Source organism: Amycolatopsis sp. NPDC059021, assembly GCF_042739895.1.
Taxonomy (GTDB): Bacteria; Actinomycetota; Actinomycetes; order Mycobacteriales; family Pseudonocardiaceae; genus Amycolatopsis.
The window spans coordinates 63,921-69,462 of sequence record NZ_JBHYIQ010000043.1; the positions used below are offsets into that span (position 1 = coordinate 63,921).

Below are 5,542 nucleotides of genomic sequence, written 5' to 3' on the forward strand. Positions count from 1 at the left end.
AGAGTCCATTTCTCGCCTCTCTTCCGCTCTCGCGACCTAACTATATTCAGCCATCTCCAGCCCCTTCACACCCCAATTCAGCTCATCTTGTCGGAGGAAAGTCCCCTTCAGCTCACCGCCGCGGGGCCAGGGCGCGGGCCTGCTCGAAGGGGTCGTCGCCGGTGGGCAGCAGCGCGATGACCGGCGTCGTCAGGCCGTTGTCCACATAGGACTGGATCTGTTCGCGGCAGGAATCGGGGCTGCCGTGGATGATCAGCTCGTCGACCACCGAGTCCGGGATGACCTCGTTCGCCTTCTTCCGGTCCCCGGCCGCCCACGCCTCGTGCATGGGGGCCAGTGCGTCGCCCCGGCCCAGCCAGTCGTGGAACGCCGCGTACACCGGCACGGTGAGATAGCTCGAGATCAGCATCCGCCCGAGCCCCCGGGCGGCGTCCGCGTCTTCCGTGGGGCAGACGAAGATCCGCGCGGCCAGCTCGACGTCCGGGCCGATCTCGGCGCGCACGCGCGGAACATCCGACGCGGCCAGCCAGTTCGTGATCGCGCCGTCCGCCTCGCGCGCGGCGAGCCGCAGCATGCCCGGCCGCAGCGCCGCCAGCATCACCGAGGGCGGCGGGTCCACCGGGCGCTCCAGGCGGAACTTGCTCACCGCGAACGTCTCGTACTTCTCGCTCACCTTCTCCCCCGCCAGCGCCGAGCGCAGGAACCGCAGGGTGTCCCGCGTCCGCGCGAACGGCGCCTCGAAGGAGGCCGCGTTCCAGTTCTCCACGATCACCGGCGACGACGCGCCGATGCCGAGCACGAACCGGCCCGGTGCCAGCTCGGCCACCGTCGAGGCCTGCATCGCGAGCAGGCCCGGCCCGCGCGTGTACACCGGCACGATCGCCGTTCCGAGCCGCAGCGAGGGCGCCCACTGGGAGGCGAGCACGAGCGGCGTGAACGCGTCGATGCCCGCGGTCTCGGCCGACCATACGTCGGTGTAGCCCAGATCGGGCAGCTGCTCGACCAGCTCGCGATGCGCGGCGAGCGGGACACCGGTCAGCGGAATCGTCAGACCCCAGCGGCTCATGAATTCTCCTTCACGGCGGCGACGGCGGAAAGCTCACGCACGATCCAGTCGACCTGCGTGCGCATCATGTTCTCCGCGACCTCCTCGGCCTGCGGCGTCATATGGGTGGCCCCGGCCAGCGGCAGGAACACGTGCGGGCGCCCCTTCGCCAGCAATGCCGAGGAGAGCCGCAAAGCGTGCGCCACGAACACGTTGTCGTCGGCCAGGCCGTGGATGATCAGCAGCGCGCGGCTCAGCTCGCCGGCGTCGGCGATCAGCGAGTTCTGCTCGTAGGTGTGCGGATTCTCCTGCGGTGTCCCCAGATAGCGCTCGGTGTAGTGCGTGTCGTAGAGCGACCAGTCGGTCACCGGCGCGCCCGCGACGGCCGCGTGGAAGACGTCCGGGCGGCGCTGCACGGCCAGCGCGGACAGGTACCCGCCGTAGGACCAGCCACGGATCGCGACGCGCTCCAGGTCCAGCTCCGGATGCAGTTCGGCGGCGGCGTGCAGCGCGTCGACCTGATCGGCCAGCGTGACGTCGGCGAGGCGGCCCGCGATCGCCTTCTCCCACTCCGGGCCACGCCCCGGCGTACCGCGCCCGTCCGCGACGAGCACCGCGAAACCCTGATCCGCCAACCACTGTGACGTCAGGAAAGCGTTGCGGCTCTGCAGGACGCGCTGTGCGTGCGGACCGCCGTACGGGTCGAGCAGCACCGGCAGCTTGCCTTCGCTCTCCTCGTACCCGCGCGGCAGCAGGAGCGCGGCGCGCAGGCCCCGCTCCCCCAGCGTCAGCCAGGTCAGGTTCGGCACGATCTCCGGGTCCACAGTGGACGATCCGATCTCCGCGACGCGCTCGCCGTCGCGCAGCACGCTCACCTTCGGGCCGCTGTACTCGAGGCTCCACGAGGCGATCACCGTCAGCGCGGCGGACCCTGCGCCGTGGTGCACACCGTCCGCAGTGGACAGACGACGCACGGTGCCGTTTTCGGTGCGGTACACGTGGATCTGCGTCGAGTCCGCTTCGGACGCGCTGAACAGCACCTCGTCGCCCACGTGCAGCACCGAGCGGACCTGCATGCCCGGCGGCGTCACCGCGACGCCGTCGATCACCAGCCGGTGGTCGCCGCCGGCCGCGCTCTCCCGCACCAGCTTCCCGCCGGACGTCCACGCCGGGACGCCCTGGGTGATCTCGACCCACCGGCCGTCCACCTCGGCGTGCAGCACGCCGGCCGAACCGTCCGCGACGTCGAGCGCGAGGATCTCCATCCGCCGCTGGTCCCGCGACTGGACCGTCAGCAGCGGTTTGCCCGCGGCCGACCAATGCACCGAGACCAGGTACTCCCAGTCGCCGCGCGCGACGTCGACGCGGCTGCCGTCCAGCCCCAGCACCGCCAGCGACACGTCGGCGTTCGCGGTGCCCGCGGCGGGGTACGCGACGACGTTGGCCGGGTTCTGCGGGTTGGCCGGGTCGGCGATGGTCCAGCGTGGCACCGGCCCGCGGTCCGACCGCTCGACGAGGAGGCTCCGCCCGTCCGGCGCCCACCAGTAGCCGCGGACGCGGTCCATCTCCTCCGCGGCGATGAACTCGGCGAGTCCCCACGCGATGTCCTCGCCGTCCTCCTCGACCAGTGCGCGGTCCTCACCGGTGGCGAGTTCGATCACGCGCAGGCGGCGGTCGCGGACGTAGGCGACGTGCGTGCCGGACGGGTTGGGCCGCGGATCGATCACCGAGCCCTCGACGAGCACCGACACCGCGCCGCTGCGCAGGTCCAGGGTGTAGAGCTTGCCGGACAGCGAGAACGCGGCGACGGTGAACGCGTCGTCGACGGCGTAGCCGACGACCCCGCCACCGGTCTCGCGGCTGCGCTCGCGCCGGGCCCGTTCCTCGGCGGGCAGTTCCTCCTCGCCGGGCAGCAGCTCGGCGGCGTCGACCAGCTTCGTCTCCTCGCCCGAGGCCAGGTCGAGCGACCACAGGCTGTGCCGCGGGTCGGTGCCGGTTTCGGCACGCAGGAAGAGCACGCGCGAGCCGTCCGGGGAGACCCGGAACTCCTTGGGGGCGCCCAGGGTGAAGCGCTGCGTGCGGGACTGGCGGCGGAGGAACGGAAGAGCATCAAGGGAGCTGTCGGTCACGCTCGCACTCTTTCAGATGATCAGCCGCTTACGCCAACACCGGCCAGTTTCTCGAGTTCCGAGTCGACGTCGTAGTGCGGCTCGGGGAACTTCGGCGCCAGCTCGGTGAGCGTCTCGATCAGCAACTCCGCGACGGCCCAGTTGCGGTACCACTTGCGGTCGGCGGGCACGACGTACCAGGGCGCGGTGGTGGTCGACGTCCGGCGCAGGACGTCGGCGTAGGCCGCCTGGTAGGCGTCCCAGGCGGCGCGGGCCTCGAGGTCGGCGGGGTCGAACTTCCACCGTTTCTCCGGCCGGAGCAGCCGCGCCTTGAGCCGTTTGAGCTGTTCCTCCGGCGAGATGTGCAGGAACACCTTGACCACCGTGGTGCCCTCGTCGGCCAGTTCGCGCTCGAAGGCGTTGATCTCGGCGTAGCGCTTGCGCCACTCGGTGGCGGGCACGAGCTTCTGGACGCGCGGGACCAGGATGTCCTCGTAGTGCGACCGGTCGAACACGCCGATCAGCCCCGGCGACGGCAGCTGACGCCGGACGCGCCAGAGGAAGTGGTGACGGCGTTCCGCGGCGGTCGGCTTCTTGAACCCCGCGTAGCGCACGCCCATCGGGTTCACCAGGCCGAGCACGTGCCCGACGGTGCCGCCCTTGCCGGAGGTGTCCATGCCCTGCAGGACGAGCAGGACGCTGCGCCCGCCCCCGCCGACGCCCTCGGCGTAAAGCGCTTCCTGCAACGCCGAGAGCCGCTCGCCCGCGCTGTCGAACTTCTTCTCCGCCTTGGTCTTCTTGTCCGGCCCCACCGGGGACGAGCCGGGATCGGGCAACGGGGTGTCCTTCTCCGCCCGCAACGCGTCCCGCACGCGGCTCGCCGGATCCTGCTTCTTCGCCATCCGGCGACGATAACCATGTTCGCCCGCGATCGCCCGGCGAAATGTCGCGAATCGGTTACGCAGCGTTTCGCTGCTGTAAAGCCTCAAGCACGCAACGATCGAATGGTGGAAGCAACGTTTCCCGGATGAACTCTCCGCTTCCACCGCTTAGCCTGAACGTATGAGGACCGCCGATTACGTCGCGCTCGACGAGCAGTGGAGCACACACAACTACCACCCCCTGCCGGTCGTGATCGCCGAGGCCGAAGGCGCGACGGTCACCGACGTCGAGGGCCGCCGCTATCTCGACTTCCTGTCCGGGTACTCCGCGCTCAACTTCGGGCACCGGCACCCGGCGCTGATCGCTGCCGCGACCGAACAGCTGGGTCGTGTCACGCTGACCTCGCGTGCCTTCCACCACGACCAGCTGGGCCTGTTCTGCCGCGAGCTGGCCGAGCTGACCGGCACCGAGATGGTGCTGCCGATGAACTCCGGCGCCGAGGCCGTCGAGTCGGCGGTGAAGGTGGCGCGCAAATGGGCGCACCAGGTCAAGGGCGTGCCGGACGGCACCGCCGAGATCATCGTGGCCGGGTCGAACTTCCACGGCCGCACCACCACGATCGTGTCGTTCTCGACCGACGAGACCGCGCGGGCCGGGTTCGGCCCCTTCACCCCGGGCTTCGTGACGGTGAAATACGGGGACGCGGCCGCGCTGCGCGACGCCGTCACCGAGCGCACCGCCGCCGTCCTGCTGGAGCCGATCCAGGGCGAGGCGGGCGTCAACGTGCCGCCCGCGGGGTATTTCGCCGAGGTCCGGCAGCTGTGCGACGACCACGGCATGCTGCTCATCGCCGACGAGATCCAGTCCGGGCTCGCCCGCACCGGAACGGTCCTCGCGCTGGACCACGAGGGTGTCCGCGCCGACGTCTACACGCTCGGCAAGGCGCTCGGCGGCGGCATCATGCCGGTGTCGGCGGTGGTCGGCAGCCGGGCGGTGCTCGGCGTGCTCCAGCCGGGCGAGCACGGGTCGACGTTCGGCGGGAACCCCCTGGCGTGCGCTGTCGGGCGCGCGGTGGTCGAGCTGCTGAAGACCGGCGAGTTCCAGCAGCGCTCGGCCGAGCTGGGCGCCCACCTGCACGAGCGGCTCGGCGCGCTCGTCGGCAACGGGCTGGCCGAGGTCCGCGGCCGCGGCCTGTGGGCGGGCATCGACATCGCCCCCGGCGGCCCGTCCGGGCGCGAGGCGTCCGAGGCGCTGGCCGGGCTCGGCGTGCTGTGCAAGGAAACGCACGGCTACACGCTGCGGCTGGCGCCCCCGCTGGTGATCTCGCGCGCAGACCTGGACCGCGGCATCGACGCCATCGCCCAGGTGATCCGCGCCTCCTGACGCGGCGTCGTGGGGGGGGGGGGGGGCCCCCGGGCTCCCGGCGCCCCCAGGAGGCCCCCCCCCCCCGCCCCGACCCCGCGGTGCGGGGGGGGGGGTGGGGGGGGGCGGGGGGGTGGGTGTTAAA

At 71.5% G+C, this 5,542-nt stretch carries 4 protein-coding genes; 1 reads left to right on the forward strand and 3 read right to left on the reverse strand.

Annotated features, from left to right (window positions below):
- Positions 1-112: 112 nt before the first annotated feature.
- The 3 genes from ACFWX1_RS24720 to ACFWX1_RS24730 are packed head-to-tail and all read right to left on the reverse strand — an operon-like array spanning position 113 to position 4,055.
- Positions 113-1,066, reverse strand: coding sequence for an LLM class F420-dependent oxidoreductase (locus tag ACFWX1_RS24720; RefSeq protein ID WP_378391044.1), 954 nt, complete (start codon positions 1,064-1,066; stop codon positions 113-115).
- Entirely contained in the window at positions 1,063-3,174 is a 2,112-nt protein-coding gene (locus ACFWX1_RS24725; RefSeq protein ID WP_378391046.1) for a prolyl oligopeptidase family serine peptidase, read from the reverse strand. Before ACFWX1_RS24725 ends, ACFWX1_RS24720 begins: the two co-directional genes overlap by 4 nt.
- A 20-nt stretch (positions 3,175-3,194) precedes the next feature.
- Positions 3,195-4,055: a PPK2 family polyphosphate kinase gene (locus tag ACFWX1_RS24730; RefSeq protein ID WP_378391048.1), complete on the reverse strand. Its 861-nt coding sequence runs from the start codon at positions 4,053-4,055 to the stop codon at positions 3,195-3,197.
- A 160-nt stretch (positions 4,056-4,215) separates the two neighbouring features.
- Here ACFWX1_RS24730 and rocD point away from each other — a divergent pair, with 160 nt between their 5' ends.
- The gene (gene rocD, locus ACFWX1_RS24735) at positions 4,216-5,418 is read left to right on the forward strand and encodes an ornithine--oxo-acid transaminase (RefSeq protein WP_378391050.1); all 1,203 of its coding nucleotides are present in this window, start codon (positions 4,216-4,218) and stop codon (positions 5,416-5,418) included.
- The last annotated feature ends 124 nt before the right edge of the window (positions 5,419-5,542 follow it).